This is a genomic window from Streptomyces sp. NPDC102274, assembly GCF_044766385.1.
Lineage (GTDB): Bacteria > Actinomycetota > Actinomycetes > Streptomycetales > Streptomycetaceae > Streptomyces.
On the sequence record NZ_JBIWLW010000011.1, the window covers coordinates 95,157 to 119,541 of the forward strand.

General features: G+C 69.1%; 15 protein-coding genes. 4 read left to right on the forward strand and 11 right to left on the reverse strand.

The genetic code is table 11. From position 1 onward, the window contains the following. Window positions 1-91 precede the first annotated feature (91 nt). From ACIRQP_RS17445 to ACIRQP_RS17455, 3 genes are all read right to left on the reverse strand, one after another. Window positions 92-2,005, reverse strand: a complete 1,914-nt coding sequence (locus tag ACIRQP_RS17445; RefSeq protein WP_403890260.1) for a DNA/RNA helicase domain-containing protein — start codon at window positions 2,003-2,005, stop codon at window positions 92-94. Between the two features lie 219 nt (window positions 2,006-2,224). After that, window positions 2,225-2,455: a hypothetical protein gene (locus tag ACIRQP_RS17450; protein WP_403890263.1), complete on the reverse strand. Its 231-nt coding sequence runs from the start codon at window positions 2,453-2,455 to the stop codon at window positions 2,225-2,227. After that, a complete protein-coding gene (locus ACIRQP_RS17455; protein ID WP_403890266.1) occupies window positions 2,452-2,691 on the reverse strand; it encodes a hypothetical protein in 240 nt (79 codons plus the stop codon). The genes ACIRQP_RS17450 and ACIRQP_RS17455 overlap by 4 nt, the downstream gene beginning before the upstream one ends. Before the next feature lie 224 nt (window positions 2,692-2,915). On the opposite strand from ACIRQP_RS17455, the gene ACIRQP_RS17460 reads away from it, so the two are divergent. Both ACIRQP_RS17460 and ACIRQP_RS17465 read left to right on the forward strand, forming a co-directional pair. Further along, window positions 2,916-3,758 (forward strand): helix-turn-helix domain-containing protein, encoded by an 843-nt coding sequence (locus ACIRQP_RS17460; protein ID WP_403890269.1) that lies wholly within the window; start codon window positions 2,916-2,918, stop codon window positions 3,756-3,758. After that, window positions 3,740-3,949: a DUF397 domain-containing protein gene (locus tag ACIRQP_RS17465; RefSeq protein ID WP_403890272.1), complete on the forward strand. Its 210-nt coding sequence runs from the start codon at window positions 3,740-3,742 to the stop codon at window positions 3,947-3,949. Before ACIRQP_RS17460 ends, ACIRQP_RS17465 begins: the two co-directional genes overlap by 19 nt. A gap of 62 nt (window positions 3,950-4,011) precedes the next feature. Here the strand turns inward: ACIRQP_RS17465 and pglX are convergent, their stop codons facing one another. From pglX to ACIRQP_RS17485, 4 genes are all read right to left on the reverse strand, one after another. After that, the gene (gene pglX, locus ACIRQP_RS17470) at window positions 4,012-7,623 is read right to left on the reverse strand and encodes a BREX-2 system adenine-specific DNA-methyltransferase PglX (protein ID WP_403890275.1); all 3,612 of its coding nucleotides are present in this window, start codon (window positions 7,621-7,623) and stop codon (window positions 4,012-4,014) included. Next, complete coding sequence (pglW, locus tag ACIRQP_RS17475; RefSeq protein ID WP_403890278.1) at window positions 7,620-12,314, reverse strand: BREX system serine/threonine kinase PglW; 4,695 nt, start codon at window positions 12,312-12,314, stop codon at window positions 7,620-7,622. The genes pglX and pglW overlap by 4 nt, the downstream gene beginning before the upstream one ends. A 477-nt stretch (window positions 12,315-12,791) precedes the next feature. Then, entirely contained in the window at window positions 12,792-13,664 is an 873-nt protein-coding gene (locus tag ACIRQP_RS17480; protein ID WP_403890281.1) for an acyl-CoA thioesterase, read from the reverse strand. A 37-nt stretch (window positions 13,665-13,701) separates the two neighbouring features. Continuing rightward, window positions 13,702-16,275 (reverse strand): DEAD/DEAH box helicase, encoded by a 2,574-nt coding sequence (locus ACIRQP_RS17485; protein ID WP_403890284.1) that lies wholly within the window; start codon window positions 16,273-16,275, stop codon window positions 13,702-13,704. Window positions 16,276-16,350: 75 nt separating this feature from the next. Between ACIRQP_RS17485 and ACIRQP_RS17490 the strand changes: the two genes are divergently transcribed. Next, the gene (locus ACIRQP_RS17490) at window positions 16,351-17,142 is read left to right on the forward strand and encodes a metal-dependent hydrolase (RefSeq protein WP_403890287.1); all 792 of its coding nucleotides are present in this window, start codon (window positions 16,351-16,353) and stop codon (window positions 17,140-17,142) included. 86 nt (window positions 17,143-17,228) lie between these two features. On the opposite strand, the gene ACIRQP_RS17495 is transcribed toward ACIRQP_RS17490, so the two are convergent. After that, the gene (locus ACIRQP_RS17495) at window positions 17,229-18,098 is read right to left on the reverse strand and encodes a class I SAM-dependent methyltransferase (protein ID WP_403890290.1); all 870 of its coding nucleotides are present in this window, start codon (window positions 18,096-18,098) and stop codon (window positions 17,229-17,231) included. A gap of 168 nt (window positions 18,099-18,266) precedes the next feature. Beyond that, window positions 18,267-18,860, reverse strand: coding sequence for a helix-turn-helix domain-containing protein (locus tag ACIRQP_RS17500; RefSeq protein WP_403890293.1), 594 nt, complete (start codon window positions 18,858-18,860; stop codon window positions 18,267-18,269). 151 nt (window positions 18,861-19,011) lie between these two features. On the opposite strand from ACIRQP_RS17500, the gene ACIRQP_RS17505 reads away from it, so the two are divergent. Further along, complete coding sequence (locus tag ACIRQP_RS17505) at window positions 19,012-20,616, forward strand: MFS transporter (protein ID WP_403890296.1); 1,605 nt, start codon at window positions 19,012-19,014, stop codon at window positions 20,614-20,616. A 118-nt stretch (window positions 20,617-20,734) separates the two neighbouring features. On the opposite strand, the gene ACIRQP_RS17510 is transcribed toward ACIRQP_RS17505, so the two are convergent. Beyond that, a complete protein-coding gene (locus ACIRQP_RS17510) occupies window positions 20,735-22,516 on the reverse strand; it encodes an ABC transporter ATP-binding protein (RefSeq protein ID WP_403890299.1) in 1,782 nt (593 codons plus the stop codon). After that, a complete protein-coding gene (locus ACIRQP_RS17515) occupies window positions 22,513-24,333 on the reverse strand; it encodes an ABC transporter transmembrane domain-containing protein (protein ID WP_403890301.1) in 1,821 nt (606 codons plus the stop codon). The genes ACIRQP_RS17510 and ACIRQP_RS17515 overlap by 4 nt, the downstream gene beginning before the upstream one ends. Window positions 24,334-24,385: the final 52 nt, after the last annotated feature.

Here is a 24,385-nt window from a genome sequence, read left to right on the forward strand (position 1 = left end):
AACGATCACTCTCCGACGGGCGGCTGCGCGGACTCGTCCGATCGTATGGCGTACCACTGACAACGGATAACCACTTTCCGCATATGCCCGGCTACACGAGAGCCGGCGCCCGCGCCCCGGACGCCGGATGCACGAGCGAGCGCAATTTGTCGCGCGTCTCCGGATCCGTCGAGTAGATGATCGTGCCGACCATGCCACGCGTCAGCAGCACTTTGTAGGTGTTGCGGATCAGCCGGTCGATCTCGCTGTCAGGCGTCGCCTTCGTGAAGATCGGGTCCTTCGACGCCGACCGGTCCACGACCCAACGGTCCGTACGCCACACCAGATCGGGCCCGATGATCACGCCCGACCAGTCGTACTCGAAGCCCTGCGCGGTGTAGACGCAGCCGACCTGCCCGAAGCCGGACGCTTCGGTGGCCCACAGGGGCGCGGGCGGGGCGCCGAGGACGGACCGGTCGCCATACACGTTCCAGGGCCGTGCCCACTGCCCGATGACGACATCCGTGGGCAGCTCGGTCATGTCCGGGGTGACCTTGGTGGTCCACCTCCAGCAGTAGCCGGCCGACATCCGCGCGCCGTAGCCGTCCGCCCGGCGGGCGACCAGGAAGTCCTCCAGTTCCTGTGGGCTCTCGGCGGTCCGCAGCTCCAACTTGCCGTCCGGCTCCCACGGGCCGGGCGCGCCACCCTCCAGCCCGAGCAGGTCGACGACCCACTTCTCGTACGCGTCACTGCCACCGCACCGGAACTGCCCGTCCAGCTCCACCACCGTGCAGTCGAGGCCCTGCGCGGCGGCGGCCCGCTGGATCTCCGCCCTGGTGCCCATCTCCCCGGGCCGCACCACCTGATGCTGGTCGAGCAGGAACACCGGCACCCGGGCCGCGTCGATCAGCTCCGCCACCTGGGGACGGCCGGTGCGCAGCTCCGCCCTGGTGTACCGGTTGGCGGAGGTCTTGCGCAGCCGGTGGGCCTCGTCGCAGATCAGCACGTCGAGGTCGTTCGGCTCGGCATCCATGAAGCTGTTGAAGTACATGAACAGCTTCTGCACGGCGGGCTTCCGCGCCCCGGCGACCTTGCGCATGGTCTTGGTGAACGACGCGGACCCGGTGGCGTGCAGAGCCGTTACCCCGCGCCTGTACAGCTCGCCGAGCACCGACAGCGCGACGACGCTCTTGCCGGAGCCGGGACCACCGGTCACCACGATGACCTGCTTGTGGTTGGACCGTTTGGCTTTGCGTACGGCGGACATCACCTTCTCGTAGGCCACCCGCTGCTCGGCGATGAGCACGAACTGCTCACGGTCGCGGATCTCCGCCGCCGCGACGGCCATCAGCTGCTTCGACGGCCGGATCTTGCCGCCCAGCAGTACGTCGGCGGCCTGGGCGCCCGGCTTCGAGGCGAGCCGTGAGCGCAGGAAGTCCAGGAAGGCGCCGCGCTGTTCGCCGGTGTACAGGCGGCCGTGCTGGTGCTCCTCGACGCCTCGCAGACCCGCGATACGGGCTTCGGTGGCGTTGTGCAGGAACGCCACTCCGGCGAGCGACTTCGGCATCCGCTCCAGCGCGCCGTTGAACGACAGCAGGTACTCGCAGTAGCCCCGGACCTGCTCGATCGGGTTGAGCACGGCGTTCGCGTACGCGTCGATCCGGCACAGCAGCGGCTCGTCCTCCTCCGGGTAGGCCGCGCTCCACTGCTTGAGTTCGACCACGACATACGACGGCTCGCCCGTGGTCGGATGGACGCCGGCGAGTACGGCGTCGGCGCGCTTGCTGGTGAGGGGCAGGCCGTACTCGATAAGCACCTCGACATCGCCGAGCCCCGCGTCCATGAGGGCGTTGACGAGGGCCGGGAGGCTGCGTTCCCAGGACGTGACTTCCGACTGTCCGGCGTTCCGGCCGTGCAGATGGACGAAGTTCTCGGTCAGATGCAGCGCCAGCGACCCTTCGAGGATGCGGGCGGCCACGGACGCCGCGGACTCACGGAACAGCAAGGAGATGCCCCCAGGCAGCACGAAGAAAACTCGTGCGGGTGGGGGCATGTCCTTCGAGGTCCGCCGTGCGCTCTCGCGAGGCGGATCAGGAAGCCCGTCGGGCCGCTGAGATTGGTTCCCGCCATCCTACGAGAGACCCTGAGATGAGGGTGTTGATCACGGGGGAGGGGATCGGCACGGAGTCGGCCAAGCCGGGGCGGGTGGGTGTCGGGGCACGGCTTCGGACGGGGAGTGGCACCGTCATCTGCGGTGCCTGCTCCGGGCGTTCGCTTCGGCGACGAGGGCGCTCAACAGCTCGGCCCGGGTGAGGGCGCGGAGGTGGTCGGGGTCGGCGTCCCATTCACGGCCACCGGCGAGTGGGCGCAACTGGATGTACGGGCCCACGTGGTCCATGACCCGTCCGACGCGGTTACGCGCGCTGTCGTGGACGGTCTCGCCGACGGTGGGGGGCCCGTCGGTGTCCTCCGTCACCCGGCGATCCCCTTCGTGATCACGTCCGCGAGCAGGAGGGCGACCGGGGCCGAGCACACGCCGAGGTGGACCAGCGCGTACTGGGCTTCGGCCTTGCGGTCGTCGGCCCAGGGGGTGCGGATGTCCATCGCGGGGAGCTGGATGCCGGCCTGGGAGAGGGCGGAGGCGAGGGCGTCGCGGGCATCGAGGGCTTCCTGGAACTTGGAGGTGCGGGGAACGTGCGGCGTGGGGGTCATATGGGTCCTCGTCGGTGCGGTTGTCGGTACGGTTCCGCTGTTTCCATGACCTGATTGTGCTGCGTGAATTACGCTGCGTAGTCCGGTCGTTACGAGGATGCGGCCGGATGTGGGTGACCGCGCTGTGGACGGGACCGTGGTTCACCGCCGCGCGGAGGTGGTTCCACTGATTCCACGTCGCTCACACGAACGCACGAACGCACGAACGTCCCGGAAGGAGCGGCATGCCGCAACGACGCGTCATCACCGGCCGCAGCCAGGAACCCCGTCAGCGGTTCGCCGAGGAACTGCGGACCCTGCGAACTGGCAGTGGGACGAGCCTGCGGGCGCTCGGCGAACGGCTGGGCTGGGACTGGTCGTTGTTCGGCAAGATGGAGAAGGGCGAGACGCTGGGCAGCCCGGAGGTCGTCCAGGCCCTCGACACGCACTACGGGACGCCGGGGCTGTTGCTGGCGCTGTGGGAGCTGGCCGCCGGGGACCATACGCAGTTCCGGGAGCGATACCGGCGGTACATGGCGCTGGAGGCGGAGGCGGTGAGCTTGTGGCACTTCGCGGTGAGCGTCCTGCCGGGGTTGTTGCAGACGCCGGGGTATGCGCGGGAGGTGCTGGCGGCGGGCGGGCTCAAGGGGAAGGAGCTTGAGCAGCAGGTCGAGGCACGGATGGGGCGGCGGGAGTTGCTGGAGGGCGAGGATGCGCCCCGGTTCCGGACCATTCTTTCTGAGGCGGTCCTGCGCACGGCGTTGCTGAACACTGCTGAGTGGCACGGGCAGTTGGAGTACTTGGCCAAGATGGCGGAACGCCCGAACATCGTCGTCCACGTGCTGCCGTTCAGCGCTGGCCCTTACGGGCTTGATAGCACTGACGTGTGGTTTCTACGTCTGCCGCAGGGACGTACGGTGGCATACACGGAGAACGCGCACCGCGGCGACCTGATCGAAGACAGCGCGGCGGTCGAGAAGCTGCAAGGTGCTTACGATGCAGTTCGTGACCTGGCGCTGACCCCGGCCGAGTCGCGGAAGTTCGTCCTGCGCATGTTGGAGGAAGTGCCGTGCGATCCATCGACCTGAGTGTCGTGAAATGGCGCAAGAGCTCATACAGCAACTCGGATGGTGGCGCTTGCGTCGAGGTCTCTGACGACTTCGCCACTGTCGTCCCGGTGCGGGATAGCAAGGTTTCCCACGGGCCGGTGCTTGTGTTCGCTGCTGGCGGGTGGACATCCTTCGTCTCGGCAGTGGCGGGCGGGCAGTTGAGCCACTGATCAGGCAAGGCAACGGCCCCGCGATCCGTTCTGATCGCGGGGCCGTTGGCGTAGTTGGCGGGTTACTTCTTGGTGGTACGGCGACCTCTGGTCGCGGCGGCCGGGCGCCAGGCACGCAGGTCGTCGTCGGTGAGGCCGTGTTTGCCCTGCTCCATCTGTCGGTCGCCGTCGAAGAACTTGGCGGGGGTCGGGGCGAAGAGTGGGTCGGGCTCGTTGTGCCACTGGTTCAGCCACGGCTGGAGTTCCAGCAGCCCGGCCAGGAGCGGCGTGACCTCTTCGGTGGTCAGGCCCTCGTGAGTGGCGATGTACGTGTCGAGCGCGAGCGCCTGCTCCCGGTGGTCCCAACCTGCCCAGCCGTACAGGTCGGGGGTGGCCACGTTGGCCCGTGCGTACGAGATGAAGCGTTCCTTGGGCACATCCAGCTTGCCGCGCGCTCGCCAGTACGAGGGGCGCAGGAAATCGGCGGAGGTGTACTTGGGCGGTACGGGGATGGTGTCCCGGATCTTCCGCTTGGCCGGCTCGTCCGGAGCGGCGTCCTCCTGCCGCTGAAGATCCCAGACGTTCTCCCAGTCAGCGCGCTTCTTGAGGGCGGCGGGCTTGTAGCGCAGGGCGGCGAGGAAGGGAACGTGCTCGTCGGTCATCAACTCGGAGACCACGGAGGGCAGTTCCTTGTGGGGCGCGTAGATCTTGGCGACGGAGACGAAGTCCTCGTCGCGAGAGAGGTTGTCGGTGAGGCGGGAGAGGGTGACGAGGGAGGGCATCCCGTTCTCGTCGAACCAGTGCGCACGGTCCTCGATCCGGTCGAGCAGCCAGCCCCGCAGCGCCTTCTCCTGGAGCGAGTCCCACCCTTCAGTGGCCCAACGTCGCTTGTACTCCGGCCGCTCGACCATGCCGATGGCCCGGGACGACTCGATGGCATCGATCCGCTTCTGGACGACCTCGCGGTAAGCGGCCGACCAGTGGATGGGGATATGGGTGATGGGTGTGGATCCGTGACGTTCGAACCACACGGTGTCTGTGGTTCCTGCGCTTTCTCGTCGGGCCAGAACGATCTCAAACGCACGCTCACCTAGAGCAAGTTCCGGGACGATGGCGAGGTCTTCAGTGCTTAGGTCTTCAGAGTGCAAACCGTACAGCGAGTAGACCAACCAGTCCATTTCCTCTTGGATGGCGATCATCTGGGCTCGGTTAGAGTGCCATTTTGAGCGAGCGGCTTGGAGGGAAGCGGCTGTGGGGGTGGTCGTGGCCGCAAGTGCAGTGGGATGGTGGTCGAGGTTCTCGCGAGCCAAGGTATCAAGGGTAGAGGGCATGGAAGTCGAGGAAGGCTTAGGGAGCGGAATGCGTCCCAGGTTTGCTCCCTTGATTTGGTAGAATCTCTCCCACTCATCATGCATAAATCCGCCTGTCCCGGACTGGCTGCCCTTGTCGTGACAGTTCATCTTTAGCCAGAAGCAGACTGTCGAGCTGTTCAGGACCCCCAGGATCTTGAGATATTCCTCTTCGCTTGCGTTTTCGTTAAGTTTGATAACTGGAGCTGTGTCTTTGAAAACCTTTCCGCCTCGGTCTAGTACGAAGTGGTTGACGGTAGTGGTCTCTGGGACGGTGAGGGAGAGTGGTGCTCTATAGCGGTCGGTGAAGAACATGGAATATTCGAACCAGGTGAGGCCACGCTCTAGTTGCGTCTTACTGAAAGCTACTCTTTCTTGTAGCGTCTTACGGTACATCCATAGAACACGCTGAGTGGGTTCCGAGGCGTGCGCCTTCAAGGTGCTTTCCTTGTATGGCCAGATCGAAGTGATGGGGTTCCATAGCGAGTAGTCGCGTACCTGCACCCCCTCAACAATCGGTCGCAGTTCTCCTGCCGGGATGCCGCTTCGACGTGCGTATCCGGCACCGATCATGTAAGCATCGTCCTCGCGAGTCACTGCTCCCGCGCCAATTGATCGGGCAATCTCCCCAAGGGAGGCGGTTGAGCCAATCTTGATCGCTGAAACTAGTTCTAGGCCGCCGTCCGCCAAAATCCAAGGGCGTCGGCTGAAATAATTCTTGCGGTCTAGATCATCAACTGATACCCATTTGGTGCGAGACCCAGGATCATCGACCTGGTTTGCAATTGCTCTCCAGACGAACCCGTCTTCTGCATTTTTCGGAGCTGAGGGTTCGCCCTGGATGCTTCGTACGGTTCGAATGCTTTGAGAACGATGCTGTCCGCCTCGTGGTCTCCCGACTAGGATGACAGTTGGCGTGCCGTGTCCAGGGATGTGTGCTGCAGACGTGTCGATGATTTCGGTCAGCTCTATCTCGTGACCAAAGTAAGATTCAATTAGTTGTGTGCCGAATTCTCGTTTCATAAATGAATTCGCTGTGATTTGGCCCGCCATGCCGTACCCGAGCCCGCTCTCCGAGTCCCCGACCTTCGTGAGCTCGAAGAACCGCTGGGCGAACGGCACGGACAATGCATACGTCCCTGAACACGCGTCGTACAGCCCCCGGTAGAGTTCGTTAAGCTTCTTGTCCTTCACCGTGATATACGGCGGATTCCCCACCACCACGTGATACCGCCCCGGCTTCAAAATATCCGGGTGCTCGTGCACATCCTCAGTCTCATACTTGAAGTCGGCCAACTCATCAGCCCCCTCCTCCTCCAAGCCGTCAAACAGGTTCCCCTGCTTGTGCCGGTGCTTGATGAGCGAGTCGCCCACCGCCAGATGGATCGGCCACTCGTACTTGGCCGCCTCCCCCAGCGTCCGCACCCCACTGGCAGCCATGGCCGCCACCAGCAACCGGAACCGAGCAATAGCCACCGCGAACGGGTTCAAGTCCACCCCGTGGACCGAGTCCAGCGCCTCCCGCACCCGCTCGTGCACGTCCTTACCGGGCCGACCCTCCCCCCACAGCCGCACCAGCCGCCGAAACGCCCCCAGCACAAAGTGCCCCGACCCGCACGTGGGGTCGATCATCTTCAAGCCTTCGTAGCCGAACTCCCGCACCGCCGGGTCCATCGTCCGGTCGAGGATGAACTCCTCCACGAACTCCGGTGTCTGAAGCAGCGCGTACGTCTTCCGGGCCGCCTCGCTCAGGTCCTGGTACAGGTCGCCCAGGAACCGAGTGTCCCACCCCCGCGTACCGTCCCCGTCCTCCTCCAACGCATCCGTGAAGTCGTGGACGAGAACACCGTGCTCATCCCGCCTGCGCCAGAGGTCCACCAACTCCCGTGCACCGTCGTGCGACAACGGGATCTGGAACAGCGGGTTGTGTCGACGGTCGAACAGCAGCCGCCCCGCCTGCCCTGCTCCCAGCTCCTCGAACGCCTGCTCAAGCCAGCCCCGGTACGTCGGATCCTCCGACCGCGCGACGTACTCCTCGAAGCGAGCCAGCGCCAGGTCACGCCGATCGCCCTCCGGCCCCGTCAGGTACGGCTCCGGAATCAGGCCATTGTCCTCGCAGAAGCGGACGAAGACCGTCCCCAGCACCCACGCCACCGCGACCTGCGTGACCCGCTCGTCCAGCCAGGAGTTCCAGGTGGCGGCCGTACGGCCCAGCTTGCGCGCACGGTCGTACTCGGCGCGGAGCTTCTCGCCCTCGGCCACCACCTTGACCTGCTTGCCGAGGTCGGTCTCGACCGCCTTGACCTGTTGCTTCAGGTCCTCCAACAGGGCTTTGCGGTCGATCACTTGTCGTCTCCCTCGTTACCGTTCACACCCACGACACCCACGTCCGTCACACCGGACAGGTAGTCCTTCTTCACCCACGAGTCCGGCAGGTCGATCCATTCGCCCAGGCCGGCCTGGTACGCCACCGCCGTGTGTCCCAGCTTCGGCTCACGCGCCGGGTCCGCCTGCGGCACCAGCAGCCACAGTCCGCGCCCGCCCTGGCGGGCTGCCTCCGCCAGCCGGTCGAGGACGCCCATCCCGTCGTACCGGGCGAACACTGCCACCTCGTTCAGCAGGACAGGGCCCGAACCGGCGCCCGGGGCGAGTAGTTCCCGCACCCGCGGCTCCACCGTGCCCCACGCGGTCCGTGCGTACTCACCGAACTTCAGCGCGCCCCGTGAGCCCGGCTCGGCCACATCCGCTTTGAGCAGCGTCTCCCACGTCGGCTTCGTACCCGGGGGGACCAGGGCGTGCATCGACTCCAGGAAGAGTTCGGTCACGGACACCGCCTGCGCGCCGATGCGGTGTCCCGCCAGTCTCCGTATCGCCTCGGCCGTACGGGCGTGGTGCACGGTCAGGACCCGGTAGCCGTCCCGCCGGGCCGAGGCCAGCAGCCGTTCGTCCGCGCGGACCCCGCCCGCCACCAGTGGGTCGTCGGAGTAGCGTGTCACTGTGCCGGCCTGCGTCGACTGGCGCCAGCTCCCGCCCGGCAGAGTCAGATAGGTGGACGCGTCGTCCATCCGCGTCGGCAGATACCGGAGCGTCCCGGTGCCCTCGCGCGTCGACAGGGTGAGGTCGAAGCCGGCCTCGCGCAGCGCCTTGGTCAGCGGGCCGCCGGTCGGCAGCTCGTGCGTGCTGGTGCCCCGGCCGTCCCTGATGACCAGTTCCGGGAAGCGGGCCCGTACCCGCTCGTGGACGTCCTCGCCCGTCAGACCGGGCTGCCGTGCCTCCGGAACGCCCGGGATCAGCCGTACCAGGCCGGCCTGGGTGAGGCGCAGGGCCCGTACCAGGGGCAGGTCACGCGGGTAGATCTCCAGGCGGGGCGTGGCCGCCGCGTTCACGGACGCGGCGGCGGCCAGTTCGACCAGTCGCCGTTCGTCCCAGTCCACGACACCGGGCGGCGGGGTCAGCGCGCCCAGCTCGCTCAGCACCGTCGTGGCCGTCGGCAAGGTCTCCAGGCGGGTCAGGCGGTCGGCGGTCTTGCCCAGGCGGGTCGCGTAGTCGAGAAGCCCCGGAGCCGTCGGGGTGTCCGGAGCGTCGTCCTCCCGCACGTCCAGCGCGAGCAGGCCCGCCGCCAGGACGTCCTCCGTGGCCTTGCGGTTGGCCTGGTGCTGGAACTCCGCCACCTCCGGCTGGAGTTGCTCCACCTCCACGACAGCTCGTACCGCCGCCAGAGCCAGCGCGCGCCGCTGTTCGCGTCCCGCCAGCTGCGTACCGCGCCGTACGGCGAGGGCATCGGCGATCTCCACCGCGGAGGCGACCCGGCCGAGGCCCACCAGCAGACCGACGATCTCGTCCCGCAGCGCCTGGACCGCCGGGTGCTTCTTCCAGCGCTTGCGCTCCTCCTTCAGCATCTGCGGGATGCGCCCGGCGGACAGGCCGAGGGCTTCCGCCACGTCCTTCTGCTTGGGCCAGACGCCGATGCCGGGCAGCTCACCACGTTCGTCCGGCAGGCGCAGCAACAGCCGTACCATGTCGACCTTGTTGCTGTTGGAGCGGTTGTTGTTCAGCTCCGGGACGAAGAGCGTGGCGAGGAGGTCGAGGCTCACCGAGCGCAACGCGGACTCGCTCAGACCCGCCGCTCCCTCGCTCAAGGCCAGGGCCCCGGCGACCGCCGACTCGGTGGCGGTGAGCTGGGCGAGTTCCTCTTTCGCCTCCGCGCGGCCCTTCGGGGTGAGCGGAGAGAGCGGTGCCTCGCGCAGCAGCCTGCCCCACTGGCGCTGACGGCGCTGGACCTCGGTGCGGGTCTTGGTGCCGAGGCCCGGCGCGTTGAGGAGCTTGCTCCGGCTGTAGTCGAGGAGGCCGCCCACGGTGGTGATCTCGAGGCCGTAGAGGAAGGACTCGGCGGCCGGAGTGAGACCGGCGGCCGACAGGTGGGTGTCGCGGGTGACCACTGCCGCCAGGCGTTCGCGCTGCTCGTCGGCGGTGAGCGGTTCGGCGTCCGCGATCGTCGCCGCGTGCTCACCCGCCACTGCTTCTTGCGGCGCGGGCTCGGGGTGGCGGGAGCGGTGGCTGGACGGCACCGTCTGCGAGGCGTCGAGGAAGATCTTCTTCCAGGCGTCCCGCATCGGCTTCAGCTCGGCGAAGCGCTTCGCCGCGTCCCGGTGCAGGGCCTTGCGGAAGAAGGCGACCAGACCGTCCCGTACGGCGGGCTCGAAGGCGTCGGCCTGGACCGTCGGGTACGGGAACTCCTTCGGGTCCGTCATCCGGGGCGGCACCGAGCCGTCGCCCCACTTCGGCAGCTCGCGCGAGGCCATCTGGTGCAGTGTGACGGCGATGGCGTACCGCTCGGCGTGCGAGTCGTACGCGGTGCGGGTCAGGGTGCCGATGAACGGGTCGAGGTAGCCGTCGGTGCCCGCCTCGTAGTCCTTCGCCGGATAGCCGGCCAGGGAGAAGTCGATGAGGACCAACTCGCGAGTGCGGTTGGGGCGGATACGGATGGCGATGTTGTCCGGCTTGATGTCGCGGTGCCAGACGCTCTCGCCCTCCAGGAAGTCCACGGCGCCGAACAGGTAGTCGCCGTACGCCTCCAACTGGTCCATCTTCAGCCGGCCGTGCTCGCGCAGCTGGCGGGCGACGGTCTCCTCGCGGCGGCGGGTGCGTGTGCCGGTGCCGGAGTCGGCGGTCTCGGCGCCCTGATCGGTTGCCTCACGTTCGTCGCCCACGTACTCCAGGGCGAGGACCGTACGGGGGCCGATCCGCAGGGGTTCCGGCTCGACGAGCCGGATCACCCGGGAGTCGGGGCGCAGCCGGTTCATCACCTCGGCCTCGTGGACCAGTACCTGGCCCCTGCTGTCCGAGAGGGCCACCTTCAGGACGGCGAGCGGCCGGGTCTTGCGGGCTTCGGCCTGGAGGTCGCGGACGAGGAAGGCCCGGCTGGTGGAGCCGGTGCCGAGCCGGCGGCGGACTTCCCAGCGGCCGCCGAGCACATCGCCGGCCACCGCTTCCAGCGGGTCCTTCTCGGGGTCCTCGGCCGGTTCGGGGTCGGGCGCCGAGGCCGGGGCGGTCAGGCCGTCCTCGACGATCTCCAGCATCTCCAGGAACTCGTCCACCGAGGACAGGCGTTGTCCGGGCCGGTAGGCGGTCGCCGCCTGCACCAGGAAGTCGATGTCCTCGGAGAGGTCGTCGACCAGCGAGCTGGGCCGCAGCCCCTCGCCCGCCTCCAGCCGTGCCAGCAGCTCGGCCTGGCTCGCGGCCGGGGCCCTGCCGGTGACCAGCAGATAGGTCAGGACGCCGAGGCCGTACACGTCGAGGTAGACCGGGTCGGCCTTGAGGGCGGTCAGCTCCGGTGCGAAGTAGGGGTCGGAGCCCTCCGCCAGGTGCATCGCCGAGAGCGCGGTCGGCGCGAAGCGGGTCATGCCCTGCCCGCTGTCGCCTTCGGTGCCGGAAGGGCGCTGGGTGGCGATCTGCCAGTCCGAGATCTCCAGGCGGGGAGTGAGCCAGGCGGCGTCCTCCCCGACCGTCTGTCCGCGGCGGCCCCGGTTGCGGGGGACCACATGAACGGCGCGGGCTGCCAGCGCCCGGTGGTGGATGCGGGCGGAGTGCGCGGAACGTATCGTCTCGGCGAGCTGGCGGACCAGCGCCATCCGACCGAGGATGTCGAGGGCCTTGCCGTGCTGGAGCAGGTACTCGTCCAGGCGGAGCGTGCGCGGGTCGTAGTCGAAGATCAGGGCGGGACCCGCGGAGTGCCCGGACGGGTAGTACTGCTTGAGCTGGACGACGCCGGGATGCTTGAACCGCTGCAGTACCGCCGCCTCACGACGGGCCGCGTTCTCCACCGACCGCCGGATCGACGCCTCCGATCCGCGTTCGCTCAGGTAGACCCGGACGCGGGCCACCTCGGGCAGCTCGCTGTGGTTCGCCTGGTAGTCGGCCCAGGTCGGGCCCGAGTCGAAGGATTTTCGGTCCAGTTGATACGGGCCGACCTTGTACTCGGCGTCGCTGCGCCGGATGCCGATCCGTTCCAGGGCGGTCTTGATCTCACGGGATTCAACGGCCGTGATGCGCCGCCGCTCGTCACGCGGCGGCTGCTTCAGCATGGTGACCAGCTCGTCCACGCTGTGGACACCGTTCTGGTCGTGGGCGGGCAGGCGGACACGCAGGCCGCCGTCGGTGAAGCAGACGGCCTCGCCCACCCACACCCGCCTGCCGTTCTGGCCGAGCAGCGTGGCCAGCTCCTTCGCCTTTTTGTTGACGAGGTGGAGCGGGTTGCCGTGCGGGCGGCGGTGACCGCCGGGGGTGGTCTGGACCCAGGTGCCGTTCTCACTGGTCACGGAGCCGTGCCAGTCCTTGAGCTCGATCATGTACACGCCGCCGGGGGCGACGACGAGGAGGTCGACCTCCCGGACGTGACCGGTGTGGGCGGTGAACGTGAAGTTCGACCACGCCCGCCAGGGATCGGCGTCCGGCAGTTTCTCCCGGATGGCTTCCAGGCCACGGCGCTCGTGGTCGAACTCGGACTCGGTGACCGTGCTCCACCGGCCTTCCCGCATGCGCCGTCCCCGCTTCTTGGTTCTTCTGTCCCCGGTCACTGTCCGTTCGTGTCTCTACGTGCCGTTTCTGTCACGTCACAGACGTGGTGAATCCTAGCCGCGGCCTACGACAGCGGGCACGTCGTGCGTCAAGCCACTTCCGGCAGCACGGGAGCGTGTTCGGGATGCACACGACGAAAGAACGTTGGTCAGCGCTGCAACGCGTCGCCATTTCGGGTGGTACGGCTGATGAAGCACTGGCCGGGACGGAGGCACGCGCACAGGTGCGGGCACAGATCCGGAACCATGGATCGACGATGACCTCCCAGACGGCCCACACCGCCGCCCCGCACAAAGCCGATTACACCCCCGCCCACCTCACCGTCCCCAACGAGGCCCCGGGTTCCAGGCTCGGGCCTCTGCAACGGGCCGTGTGCGGCCGGTGGTGTCACATGGGTGTCCGACGGCGTGCCGCGCGGCCATCGGTATCGTCGCAGGTCAGCTGGCCAGCTTGCGGAACAGCCCCTCCTGCACCACCGACACCAGCAGCCGCCCCTCGCGGTCGTAGATACGGCCCCGGGCCAGCCCCCGGCCGCCCGTCGCGATCGGCGACTCCTGGTCGTACAGGAACCACTCGTCCGCGCGGAACGGACGGTGGAACCACATCGCGTGGTCCAGCGACGCCATGTCGAAGCCCCGCGGGCCCCACAGCGGCTCGACCGGGATGCGCACCGCGTCCAGCAGCGTCATGTCGCTCGCGTACGTCAGCGCGCAGGTGTGCACCAGCGGGTCGTCGCCCAGCGGGCCCACCGCGCGCATCCAGACGGCGCTGCGCGCGTCCGCGTCCTTGATCTCCTCGCGCGACCAGCGCAGCCGCTCCACGTATCTGATGTCGAACGGCTGGCGCCGTGCCATCCGCTCCAGTGGCTCCGGGAGCTGGCCCAGATGTTCCCGTACCTCCTCCGAGACCGTGGGCAGCGACTCGGGGTCGGGGAAGTCCAGCCGGGGCGGCAACTGGTGCTCGAAGCCCCCTTCCTCGGGGTGGTGGAAGGAGGCCGTCAGATTGAAGATCGTACGGCCCTGCTGGACGGCCGTGACCCGGCGCGTGGTGAAGGACCGGCCGTCCCTGATCCGTTCGACCTGGTAGACGATCGGGACACCCGGGCGGCCCGGCCGCAGGAAGTACGCGTGCAGCGAGTTGACCGGGCGGTCCCCGTCCGTGGTCCGGCCGGCCGCCACCAGTGCCTGGCCCGCCACCTGCCCGCCGAAGACCCGTTGCAGGGACTCCTGGGGGCTGCGCCCGCGGAAGATGTCGACCTCGATCCGCTCCAGGTCGAGCAGATCGACCAGTCTCTCGGCGGGGTTTGTCATGGCGCGGTGTTCTCCCGTTCTCGGTACTGTGCGAATCTCAGAGCTGGCCCACGGACGTGACACGCACCACCGCGAGACCCTCCTCGTCGGAGGCCGCGAGATCGACCTCCGCACTGATGCCCCAGTCATGATCGCCGTTCGGGTCGGCGAAGGTCTGCCGGACCCGCCACAGGCCGTGCGCCGGGTCCTCCTCGATGGAGAGCAGCTTCGGCCCGCGGGCGTCGGGACCGGTGCCCAGGTCCTCGTACTCGTCCCAGTACGCGTCCATCGCCTCGCCCCACGCCTCCTCGTCCCAGCCCGACTCGGCGTCCAGCTCGCCCAGTTCGCGTACCTGGTCCAGCGCGGCCAGCTCGACCCGGCGGAACATCGCGTTGCGTACGAGGACCCGGAAGGCGCGGGCGTTGGCCGTGACCGGCCTGACCTGGTCGGCCTTCTCCTGTGCCTGTTCGGCGGTCTCCACCTCGGGGTTGGCCAGTTGCTCCCACTCGTCGAGCAGACTGGAGTCGACCTGCCGGACCATCTCGCCGAGCCAGGCCGTGAGATCCTCCAGATCCTCCGACTTGAGGTCGTCCGGAATGGTGTGTTCCAGGGCCTTGTACGCGCCCGCGAGATAGCGCAGCACAATGCCCTCGGTGCGGGCCAGCTCGTAGTGGGACGTGAACTCGGTGAAGGACAGCGCCCGTTCGTACATATCACGGATCACCGACTTCGGTGACACCGGGTGGTCGCCGACCCAGGGATGGCTCGTACGGTACGTGTTGTACGCGTGCACGAGCAGCTCTTCGAGCGGCTTGGGGTACGTGACCTCCTGGAGCCGCTCCATCCGCTCCTCGTACTCGATCCCGTCCGCCTTCATCGCGCCGATCGCCTCGCCGCGCGCCTTGTTCTGCTGGGCGGCGAGGATCTGCCGCGGATCGTCGAGCGTGGACTCGACGACGGAGACCATGTCCAGGGCGTACGACGGCGATTCGGGGTCCAGCAGCTCGAACGAGGCCAGCGCGAAGGTGGACAGCGGCTGGTTGAGCGCGAAGTCCTGCTGGAGATCGACGGTGAGCCGGACGATACGGCCCTCGGCGTCGGGGGTCGCCAGCCGCTCCACCACCCCGCCGTCCAGCAGCGAGCGGTAGATGGCGATGGCCCGCCGGATGTGCCGCAGCTGCTGCCTGCGCGGCTCGTGGTTGTCCTCCAGCAGATGGCGCATCGCCTCGAAGGCGTTGCCCGGCCGCGCGATGACCGACAGCAGCATGGTGTGGGTGACCCGGAAACGGGAGGTCAGCGGCTCGGGATCGGAGCCGATGAGCTTCTCGAACGTGGTGTCCGACCAGGCCACAAAGCCCTCGGGGGCCTTCTTCCGCACCACCTTGCGGCGCTTCTTCGGATCGTCGCCCGCCTTCGCGAGCGCCTTCTCGTTCTCCACGACATGCTCCGGCGCCTGCGCGACGACCAGCCCCGCCGTATCGAATCCGGCCCGCCCCGCCCGGCCCGCGATCTGGTGGAACTCCCGGGCGCGCAGGGTGCGGACGCGATTGCCGTCGTACTTGGTGAGCGCGGTGAACAGCACCGTACGGATGGGGACGTTGACGCCGACCCCGAGCGTGTCCGTACCGCAGATGACCTTCAGCAGACCGGCCTGGGCGAGCTTCTCCACCAGCCGCCGGTACTTGGGCAGCATGCCCGCGTGGTGCACCCCGATGCCGTGGCGCACATAGCGGGAGAGATTGCGGCCGAACTTGGTGGTGAAGCGGAAGCTGCCGATGAGATCGGCGATCCGGTCCTTCTCCTCGCGCGTGCACATGTTGATGCTCATCAGCGACTGCGCGCGCTCGACGGCGGCGGCCTGCGTGAAGTGCACGATGTAGACGGGTGCCTGCCTGGTCTCCAGCAGCTCGGTCAGCGTCTCGGTGATCGGGGTGAGCCGGTACTCGTACGACAGCGGGACCGGCCGGGTCGCGGACCGTACGACGGAGGTGGGCCGGCCCGTGCGACGGGTCAGGTCCTCCTCGAAGCGGGAGACATCACCGAGCGTCGCCGACATCAGGATGAACTGCGCCTGCGGCAGTTCCAGGATGGGGATCTGCCAGGCCCAGCCGCGGTCCGGCTCGGCGTAGAAGTGGAACTCGTCCATCACCACCTGGCCGATATCGGCGTGCTTGCCGTCGCGCAGCGCGATGGAGGCCAGCACCTCGGCCGTACAGCAGATCACCGGGGCATCGGCGTTGACGGAGGCGTCGCCGGTCAGCATGCCGACGTTCTCCGTGCCGAAGAGCTTGCACAGGTCGAAGAACTTCTCGGAGACCAGCGCCTTGATCGGGGCGGTGTAGAAGGTGACCTTGTCCTGCGCCAGCGCCGTGAAGTGCGCACCCGCCGCGACCAGGCTCTTTCCGGAGCCGGTGGGGGTGGACAGAATCACGTTGGCCCCGGAGACCACCTCGATCAGCGCCTCCTCCTGAGCCGGATAGAGCGTGATGCCCTGGCCCTCGGCCCAGGAGGAGAAAGCCTCGAAGAGGGCATCGGGGTCGGCATCCGGCGGCAGCTGATCGATAAGGGTCACGCCCCCATCTTGCCTGCCTTCCGCCCCGATCAGGGAACCGGACGTCGGGCCGAAGATCACGGACGATACGCTGGCCTGTCAACTGGGCCTTGCCACACTGGCCTTCACCACAACCGCACTGGGACGGGTACGACCATGATGGGACCGGCACACTCTCTGTCAGGGGCAGCGGCCTGGCTGGGGGTGGGTGCCGCCGCGGCCGCCGCCGGCCACACCATGCCGTGGCCCGTCCTGGTGGTCGGGGCGCTGATCACCGCGGGCGCCGCGCTCGCCCCCGACCTCGACCACAAGGCCGCGACGATCTCCCGGGCGTTCGGGCCGGTGTCCAAGGCGCTCTGCGAGATCGTCGACAAGCTGTCCTTCGCCGTCTACAAGGCGACCAGGAAGCCCGGAGACCCCCGCAGGACCGGCGGCCACCGCACCCTGACCCATACCTGGCTGTGGGCGGTGCTGATCGGCGGCGGTGCGTCGCTGCTGGCGATCACCGCCGGGCGCTGGGGGGTGCTCGCGATCCTCTTCGTCCATCTGGTGCTCGCGGTGGAGGGCCTGCTGTGGCGGGCCGCCCGGGTCTCCAGCGATGTCCTGGTCTGGCTGCTCGGGGCGACCAGCGCCTGGATCCTGGCGGGCGTCCTGGACAAGCCGGGCAACGGCGCGGACTGGCTCTTCGACGCGCCGGGACAGGAGTACCTCTGGCTCGGTCTGCCGATCGTCCTCGGCGCGCTGGTGCACGACATCGGTGACGCGCTGACGGTGTCGGGCTGCCCGATCCTCTGGCCCATACCGCTGGGCCGCAAGCGCTGGTACCCGATAGGCCCGCCGAAGGCCATGCGGTTCCGGGCCGGCAGCTGGGTGGAGCTGAAGGTGCTGATGCCGGTGTTCATGCTGCTGGGCGGGGTCGGCGGCGTGTCCGCCCTCAATCTTCTCTGAGATCGCTTCCTGGCCGTCAGGACTGCCCGGGGGCAGCCCTCAGCCGTTCGTCGGCGCCGCCGGCCGGCGACGCCGACTCGCTCAGGTCAGGCGCGGCGTGCGGCCCATACGGTGCGTTCGGTGCGGACCGCGAGGTCGCCGCGGCGCAGGATACTGAGGGGGCCTTCGGTGTCGAGCAACTGGTCGAGGACGGTGAGGTCGTCAGCGGTAAGGGCGTGGGCGGCGCTGCCGCGCAGACGCTTCAGGCCGCTGAGCGCGTAGTGACCGACCGCCTCGCTGCGGGAGCCGTCGACGTTCACGGTGATCGTGCGCTCGCCCTCGACGGTGAACCCGGCGGCGGCCAGCTTGGGGCCCCAGTCGGCACCGCGGTGCGGCACGTGCTCGGCGTGATGGTGCGCGAGAGCGGCGTGGCAGCGTTCCTCCAGGCCGGGCCGCTCCTTCGGAGCGTCGTCGGGCAGGAAGCGCGGGAAGCCGGCCAGCTCGACAACGGCGAACAGTCCGCCGGGGGAGAGCAGATCGTGGGCCCTGCGCAGGGTGCGGCCGGGGTCGGCCATGTGGTGCATCGACGCCGACGCCCACACCAGTTCGGGCCGGCCGAGGTCGGGCCAGTCCGCGTCGAGATCGGCCGGCACCGTACGCACCCGGTCGGCCACACCGAGCGCCTCGGCCTTTTCCCGCAGGCGGTGCAGATGACCGGCCGACGCGTCGACGGCGGTCACCTCCGCTTCGGGGAAGCGCGCGAGCAGGGCGAAGATGCCGGCCCCCGTCCCGCATCCCAGGTCCACGATGTGGCGCGGACCCCTCTCGATGGGCAGCCATGCGGTGATGGAGGCGATGTGCTCGGCGAGCACTTCGGCGTCCAGGTCGAGGATCTCCGTTTGGCCGTCGGAGTCCGGGGTGAGCTGGGGAACGGGGTGCGCGCCATCGTGTGCCGCGTGCGGGGAGGCTTGGGTCATGAGGGGACGTTAAGAGGACCATGCCGTCGCGGCATCATGGATCCCGGTTTACGCAAGACACTGGCCCGATGAACTGCCGGACGCGCAAGCGGCTGCCTCTGGGGAGAGGGCAGCGCATGCCGAGGCACCGCCTCTCGGCGTGATCCCGCGGAGTGGGCGTCCGGTGCGTCACCGGCGGGGTCTGCCGCTGTCGTAGGCGTCGTCACCGCGCTGGTGGCTGCGGCGGGCGTCGCGGTCGAAGATCCCCAGGATCTCGCAGGGCCCGCCCTCGGCCCCAATGGCGTGCGGCAGCATCGTGGGGAACTCCGCCGCCTGGTTCGTCTCCACACGAATGCGCCGGTTGCCCAGCAGCAGGACCGCGGTGCCGGACAGGACGACGAGCCATTCGCGGCCCGGATGGGCGCGCATACGTGAAGGGCTGTCGGGCGGCGGGTTCGTCATGCGCTGGCGCATGACGGTCATGCCGGGGTCCGCCTTTACGGGCCAGCGCATGAGCCCATGGGCTCCGTCGATCATCGGGCTGGTGACGACGTCGTCGCTGGCGGTCTCGACGAGCTGGTCCAGGGAGGTGTCCAGGGCTCGGGCGAGGGTGACGAGCTGGTCCAGGGCCAGGCGGCGCCGGCCGTTCTCGATGCGGCTGAGTGTGGACTGGCTGACCTGGGCACGGGCGGCCAGTTCCTCCAGTGACCAGCCCTGGGCCACGCGCAGGGCGCGGATCCGTTTGCGTACCAGGCTGTCCAGCTCGCCATTGTCTTGCGTCATAGGCAACATCGTATGCCCTCACCGCAAGGGGTGTTTAGCGTCGTGAACGCAGCCCCCCGGAAGGACCGCGCGGTCCTGGCTCCCGGCCCATCACCTTGGCCTGGCTGTTGCTCCGGCGCTGATCTCCGCATGCCCTTTTCGAGAGGAATCCATGAGTACGAACCAGCTTCCACAGGTGAGTGCCGCCCACACGAGCGGGGCCACCGGCGAGGGCGTGCCGGACGCGCGCCGGCGTCGCACGATCCTGGTGGCCGTCTGTATCGCGTTGATGGCCGTCATCGCCTCGGTGTCCGGGCTGAACGTCGCCCAGCCCGATCTCGCTGTCGCCTTCGGCGCCTCGCAGAGCACGATCCTGTGGATCATCAACATCTACACCCTCAGCCTGGCCGCGCTGCTCCTGCCGCTGGGCGCGATCGGCGACCGCTGGGGCCGCAAGCCCATGCTGCTCGCCGGCCTGACCATCTTCGGCGTCGCCAACGTGGCGGCGGGCCTCGCCCCGTCGGCCGAGGTCATGCTCACCGCACGCCTGTTCAGCGGCGTGGGCGCGGCGATGATCATGCCCATCACCCTCGCCGTCATCACCTCGACCTTCCCGGAGGAGGAGCGCGGACGGGCGATCGGTGTGTGGACCGGCGTCGCCGGAGGCGGCGGCATCCTGGGCATGTTCCTCTCGGCCGCCCTGGTCGACGTGGCGAGCTGGCGGTGGCTGTTCGTCCTGCCCGTCGCACTCGTCGTCGTGGCCCTCGTCATGGCGGTGCGATCCGTGCCCAACTCCCAGGAGAAGTCCGGGCACACCTTCGACACCGTCGGCGCGCTGACCTCCATCGTCGCGGTGGCCGGCCTCATCTTCGTCCTGCAGGAGGGACCCGAGCGAGGCTGGACCGCCCCCGTGACCCTGCTCGGTCTCGTCGTCGGTGCCATCGCCGCCGTCGGCTTCGTGGCCTGGGAACTGCGCCGCGGGGATGCCTCGCTCCTGGACATGCGCCTCTTCGGCGAGCGCTCTCTGGCCGGCGGCTCGATAACGCTCCTGGTGGTCTTCGGTGTCCAGGCGGGCATCTTCGTGGTCCTCTTCCCGTTCTTCCAGGCCGTGCTCGGCTGGTCCGGTCTGCTGTCCACCCTGGCGCTCATGCCCATGGCCGTGCTCATGATGATGGCCTCCGGCCTCGCCCCCCGGCCGGCCGCACGCATCGGCAGCCGGTCCACCATGGCGACGGGAATCCTCCTGGCCGGCGCCGGTCTCGCCCTCATGGCCACTTTCGTCTCCGTCGACGGCGGCTACCTCTCCGTTCTTCCCGGCATGCTCGCCATGGGGATCGGCATGGGGCTGTCCATGACGCCCTCGACCGAGGCCATCACCAGCACCCTGCCGCGTGAGCGCCAGGGCGTCGCCTCCGCACTCAACGACGTCACACGGGAGTTCGGCACCGCGCTCGGCGTCGCCCTGCTCGGCGCGCTCCTGTCCTCCGGCTACCGCGACGCCATCGGCTCCCGGCTCGACGGCGTTCCCCAAGGCCCTGCCGATACCGCCCGCGAAGGCGTCGCGAACGCCCTTGAGGCCGCGAATGGAGCGGGTTCCCATGCGCGGGCGCTGATCCGTGCCGCCCAGGAATCATTCGTCGACGGCTGGCAGCAGGCCATGTGGGCGGGCGTCGCTGTCATGGTCGTCCTGTTCCTCTACATCCTCACCCGGGGCCCGCTGCGTCCCACGCACGCGCCGGCGGACGAAGCGGAAGCCGCCGACACCGTCGCTTCGTGACGCCCTTCGAGTGCCGTCCCCGGAGGGGCGGTGAGGCGCCTGGGACAGCACCACGTGCTGTCCCAGGCGCCTGTCGCACGGATGACCGGGGGCGGAGGCGCGGCGCCTCCGCCCTCGGTCATCCGTGCCAGGAGCGCCACAGCGCGGCGTACGCGCCGTCCGCGGCCACCAACTCGTCATGGCTGCCCAGCTCGCTGATCCGGCCCTCCTCGACCACCGCGATCACATCCGCGTCATGGGCGGTGTGCAGCCGGTGGGCGATCGCCACGACCGTACGGCCGTCCAGGACGCGGGCCAGTGAACGTTCCAGATGCCGGGCCGCGCGCGGGTCCAGCAACGAGGTCGCCTCGTCGAGCACCAGCGTGTGCGGGTCCGCGAGCACCAGCCGGGCCAGCGCGATCTGCTGGGCCTGGGCCGGTGTGAGCGCCGTACCGCCGGAACCGACCTCGGTGTCCAGGCCGTCGTCCAGCGCCCGCGCCCAGCCGTCCGCGTCGACCGCGGCCAGCGCGGCCCACAGCTCGGCGTCCTCCGCGCCCGTGCGTGCCAGCAGCAGATTGTCGCGCAGCGCGCCCACGAACACATGGTGTTCCTGGTTGACCAGGGCGACCTGCTCCCGTACCCGCTCGGCGGGCATCTTGGACAACTCGGCGCCGCCCAGCGTGATCCGGCCAATGCGCGGACCGTAGATGCCCGCGAGCAGCCGACCCAGCGTCGACTTCCCGGCGCCGGACGGACCGACCAGCGCGACGCGGGTGCCCGGACTGACGTCCAGCGTCACCCGGTGCAGTACGTCGACGCCCTCGCGGTAGCCGAAGTGCACCTTGTCGGCGCTGACGTCCCGCCCGTCGGGGACCACCGTCGCGTCGCCCGTGTCCGGCTCGATGTCCCGTACGCCCACCAGCCGGGCGATGGAGACCTGCGCGATCTGGAGTTCGTCGTACCAGCGCAGGATGATGCCGACCGGATCCACCAGCATCTGGGCGAGCAGCGCGCCCGTCGTCAGCTGCCCGACGGTGATCCAGTCCTGGAGGACGAAGACCCCGCCGATCACCAGCACGGCCAGGAAGATCGTCGTATGGGTGAGGTTGATGACGGGGAACAGCACGGAGCGCAGCCAGAGCGTGTACCTCTCCCAGGCCGTCCACTCCTTGATCCGCCGCTCCGACAGCTCCACCCGGCGCCCGCCGAGGCGGTGCGCCTCCACGGTCCGTCCCGCGTCGACGGTCTCGGCGAGCATGGCCGCGACGGCCGCGTATCCGGCGGCCTCCGAACGGTACGCGGAGGGCGCGCGCTTGAAGTACCAGCGGCAGCCGACGACCAGCAGCGGCACCGCGAGCAGCACCGCGAGCGCCAGTGGCGGCGCGGTCAAGGTCAGCGCGCCGAGCAGCAGCCCCGCCCAGACGAGGCCGATCGCGAGCTGGGGCACGGCCTCGCGCATCGCGTTCGCCAGCCGGTCGATGTCGGTGGTGATCCGGGACAGCAGATCGCCGGTCCCCGCCCGCTCCAGCACACCGGGCGGCAGCCCGACGGATCTGACGAGGAAGTCCTCCCGCAGATCCGCGAGCATCTTCTCGCCGAGCATCGCCGCGCGCAGCCGCATCATCCGTACGAAGACGGTCTGGACGACCAGCGCGATCGCGAACAGCGCGGCGGTGCGCTCAAGACGCAGCTCGCGCGCGCCGTCGGAGAGCTTCTCGACGATGTCGCCGAGCAGATACGGGCCGACCATCGAGGCGATCACGGAGACCGTGTTGACCGAGATCAGCAGGATGAACGGTCCGCGGTGCCGGCGCAGCAGCTCGACCACATAGGCGCGTACGGTCGCGGGCGTCCCGACCGGCAGGGTCGTCGCCGACTCCGGCGCCGCCGGGTCGTACGCCGGAGGGGCCACGCCGATCATGCTGATTCCTCGATCTCTTCCCGTGCCCGCGCTGACGCCGGCTCCATGATCTGTCTCTGTTCGCCGCGCTCGTCTTCGGGCTCGCGGGTGACGACCGCCCGGTAGCCGGGTTCGTTCCGTACCAGCTCGCGGTGGAGACCGACCGCGGAGACCTGGCCCTCATGGATGAACACCACGCGGTCCGCGTGGTCGAGCAGCAGCGGCGAGGACGCGAACACCACCGTCGTACGGCCGGCCCGCAGCTCCTTCACGCTCCGCGCGATCCGGGCCTCCGTATGCGAGTCCACGGCGGAGGTCGGCTCGTCGAGCACCAGCACCTCCGGGTCGGTCACCAGCGAACGGGCGAGCGCCAGCCGCTGGCGCTGGCCGCCGGAGAGCGACCGGCCGCGCTCGGTGATCCTGGACCGCGTCGGGTCGCCGCTGCCGTCCACCGACGCCTGGACGAGCGCGTCGAGTACATCGCCGCACTGGGCCGCGGCCAGCGCCTTCTCCGGATCGACCGCGCCGGAGGCCGGGATGTCCAGCAGTTCCCTGAGCGTCCCCGACAACAGCACCGGGTCCTTGTCCTGTACGAGGACGCTGGCCCGCGCCGCGTCCAGCGGGAGATCGTCCAGTGCCACCCCGCCGAGCAGCACGGACGCGCCCCTCTCCTCGCCGGCGGGATGGCCCCCGAGGCGCTCGGCGAGCCGCCCCGCCGCGTCCGGATCTCCGCACACCACGGCGGTCAGCAGCCCGGACGGGGCGCGGAGTCCGGTGGCGGGGTCGTACAGATCCCCCGTCGGCCGGGCGTCGTCCAGCCCGCCGCGCTCGTCCTCGAACGCGCTCCGCCGCAGCGAGAGCACCCGGGCCGCGCGCTTCGCCGAGGGCCGGGAGAAGGAGTACGCCATGGCGATCTCCTCGAAGTGCCGCAGCGGGAAGAGCAGCAGCGTCACCGCGCTGTAGACGGTCACCAGACCGCCGACCTCGATCCTGCCGTCCAGCACGAGCCCGGCTCCGTACCAGATGACCGAGATCAGCATGATGCCCGGCAGCAGTACCTGGATCGCCGAGATCAGCGACCACATACGGGCGCTGCGCACGGCGGCCTCGCGCACCTCCTGCGAGGCGGCTCGGTAGCGGCCGAGGAACAGCTCCTCGCCGCCGATGCCCCGCAGCACCCGCAGTCCGGCGACGGTGTCCGAGGCCAGTTCGGTGGCCTTGCCCGCCTTCTCGCGCTGGACGTCGGCCCGTTGGGCGGCGCGGGGGAGCAGCGGCAGTACGGCGAGGGCGAGCACCGGCACGCCGATCGCGACCAGCGTCCCCAGCTCCGGCAGGTACAGCACCAGTCCGACACAGGTCAGCACGATCGCGATGAAGGCGGCGAGGAAGCGCGAGAGCGCCTCCACGAACCAGCCGATCTTCTCGACGTCGCCGGTGGAGACCGCGACGACCTCACCGGCGGCGACCCGGCGGGTCAGCGCCGCGCCGAGCTGTGCGGTCCTGCGCGCCAGCAGCTGCTGGAGGCGCGCGGCGGCGGTGATCCAGTTGGTGACGGCGGTGCGGTGCAGCATGGTGTCGCCGATCGCGATGGCGGCGCCGCACAGCGCGATGAAGCCGCCGGCGAACGCGAGCCGGCCGCCGGAGCGGTCGATCACCGCCTGGACGGCGAGCCCGGCGCCCACCGAGAGCCCGCCGATGCCCGTGAAGTGCAGCAGGCCCCAGCACACGGCCTTGATCTGTCCGCCCAGTTGACTGCGTCCGAGCCACAGCAGGAACCGGGGGCCCGACCTGGCATCGGGAATCCCTGGATCGGGATACGGAAGGTCGCGAATCTGCATGATGTCCCATGACTCGTGGAGTGGCCCAAACCGTGCAAGGTTCGCCTCATCG

What these genes read in the sequence shown, in the direction of transcription:
- ACIRQP_RS17505 (WP_403890296.1), top strand. Translation starts at nt 19,012, where the DNA reads ATGAGTACGAACCAGCTTCCACAGGTGAGTGCCGCCCACACGAGCGGG.
- ACIRQP_RS17455 (WP_403890266.1), bottom strand. Translation starts at nt 2,691, where the DNA reads ATGACCCCCACGCCGCACGTTCCCCGCACCTCCAAGTTCCAGGAAGCC.
- ACIRQP_RS17510 (WP_403890299.1), bottom strand. Translation starts at nt 22,516, where the DNA reads ATGATCGGCGTGGCCCCTCCGGCGTACGACCCGGCGGCGCCGGAGTCG.
- ACIRQP_RS17515 (WP_403890301.1), bottom strand. Translation starts at nt 24,333, where the DNA reads ATGCAGATTCGCGACCTTCCGTATCCCGATCCAGGGATTCCCGATGCC.
- pglW (WP_403890278.1), bottom strand. Translation starts at nt 12,314, where the DNA reads ATGCGGGAAGGCCGGTGGAGCACGGTCACCGAGTCCGAGTTCGACCAC.
- ACIRQP_RS17495 (WP_403890290.1), bottom strand. Translation starts at nt 18,098, where the DNA reads ATGACCCAAGCCTCCCCGCACGCGGCACACGATGGCGCGCACCCCGTT.
- ACIRQP_RS17480 (WP_403890281.1), bottom strand. Translation starts at nt 13,664, where the DNA reads ATGACAAACCCCGCCGAGAGACTGGTCGATCTGCTCGACCTGGAGCGG.
- ACIRQP_RS17490 (WP_403890287.1), top strand. Translation starts at nt 16,351, where the DNA reads ATGATGGGACCGGCACACTCTCTGTCAGGGGCAGCGGCCTGGCTGGGG.
- ACIRQP_RS17460 (WP_403890269.1), top strand. Translation starts at nt 2,916, where the DNA reads ATGCCGCAACGACGCGTCATCACCGGCCGCAGCCAGGAACCCCGTCAG.
- ACIRQP_RS17500 (WP_403890293.1), bottom strand. Translation starts at nt 18,860, where the DNA reads ATGACGCAAGACAATGGCGAGCTGGACAGCCTGGTACGCAAACGGATC.